The sequence below is a fragment of the Agrobacterium sp. genome (genome assembly GCF_032092815.1).
Lineage (GTDB): Bacteria > Pseudomonadota > Alphaproteobacteria > Rhizobiales > Rhizobiaceae > Agrobacterium.
This window is the reverse complement of record NZ_DAMDBP010000013.1, coordinates 58310-59231: the sequence shown is the minus strand read 5'-3', so window position 1 is coordinate 59231 and position 922 is coordinate 58310. Positions and strand designations below refer to the sequence as shown.

At 55.9% G+C, this 922-nt stretch carries 2 protein-coding genes; both read left to right on the top strand.

Annotated features, from left to right (window positions below):
• A partial coding sequence (locus RT613_RS10165) for an ABC transporter permease (RefSeq protein ID WP_409558800.1) occupies window positions 1–356 on the top strand: 356 nt, incomplete at its 5' end.
• A gap of 48 nt (window positions 357–404) precedes the next feature.
• A partial coding sequence (locus RT613_RS10160) for an SMP-30/gluconolactonase/LRE family protein (protein WP_313615034.1) occupies window positions 405–922 on the top strand: 518 nt, incomplete at its 3' end.

Here is a 922-nt window from a genome sequence, read left to right as displayed (position 1 = left end):
TTGCGGCACGCATGACCGGCATTCCGGTGGATGGTGCACGTTTTGTCACCTATGTGCTGTGTGCCGTGCTTGCCGCCATTGCCGGTTATCTTCTTGCCAGTTTTTCTGGTGGTGCGGCGCTCAACATGGGATCGGAATACCTGCTGATGTCGATCGCCGTCGTGGTGATTGGTGGCACTGCGGTTGCCGGTGGCGATTCCAACGTTCCCGGCATCTGGGGGGCGTCGCTCTTCATGTTCCTCGTCGTTTCCATGCTCAACACCTATGGTTTTGGTGCCGGAATACGCCTCATCCTGACAGGTCTCATCATTATCTCCGTCATCCTGCTGGCTGGCGGGCCAAAACCTAACCGTTGAGCGGGCGCTGAAAGGCGACTGACTGCGAACGATAATATGGATAAAGCCATGCAATACGACCCATCTTTCCCCTATGACATTCGTGATGAACGTTTCCGGCAATACATCGTCGGCAACGCTGGAATGGAAGAACTCTATTCCGGTTGCAGATGGGCAGAAGGCCCAGTCTGGTTTGCAGACATGGATTGCCTGCTGTGGAGCGACATTCCCAACCAGCGCATTTTGCGCTGGGTGCCGGATGGCCAGGTATCCGTTTACCGCCAGCCGTCAAACTTCACCAACGGAAACACGCGGGATCGCCAGGGCAGACTGATCTCTTGCGAACATGGTGGCAGACGTGTCACCCGCACAGAAATCGACGGCTCAATCACAGTGCTTGCCGATAGCTATAATGGCAAGCGACTGAACTCACCCAATGATGTTGTCGTGCGCTCCGATGGCACCATCTGGTTCACTGACCCGACCTACGGCATTCTCTCCGACTACGAGGGGTACAAGTCGGAGCCTGAACAACAGACCCGCAACGTCTATCGCCTTGACCCGGCGAACGGTGAATTGACCATCGT